Origin of the sequence: Vibrio gelatinilyticus (assembly GCF_022836845.1) — a bacterium.
Classification (GTDB): Bacteria; Pseudomonadota; Gammaproteobacteria; order Enterobacterales; family Vibrionaceae; genus Vibrio; species Vibrio gelatinilyticus.
The window spans coordinates 1-252 of sequence record NZ_JAJNNZ010000061.1 but is presented as its reverse complement, the minus strand read 5'-3'; the positions used below and the strand labels follow the sequence as shown (position 1 = coordinate 252).

1 tRNA gene is annotated in these 252 nt (G+C 42.5%); it reads right to left on the bottom strand.

Annotation, left to right across the window (positions count from 1 at the left end):
• Positions 1–115 precede the first annotated feature (115 nt).
• Positions 116–191: transfer RNA gene (locus tag LNL84_RS19680), tRNA-Val, on the bottom strand.
• Positions 192–252 lie beyond the last annotated feature (61 nt).

Below are 252 nucleotides of genomic sequence, written 5' to 3'. Positions count from 1 at the left end.
GTGTTTCTTTCAAAACGTGTGCTAAAAGCACTTTCTAACGATTCTCAGAGTCAAAAATGCAAACCATCAACGTATGCAGTGGTTTGTAGATTGTCTTCCAAAAATTTTTAGAGAGTGGTGGGCGATACCGGGCTCGAACCAGTGACCCCCTCCTTGTAAGGGAGGTGCTCTCCCAACTGAGCTAATCGCCCACATTTAGTTCTTTTGTCTTCACTTTTAAAAAGTGAAAATAAAAGCCATTACCCGTGGAAG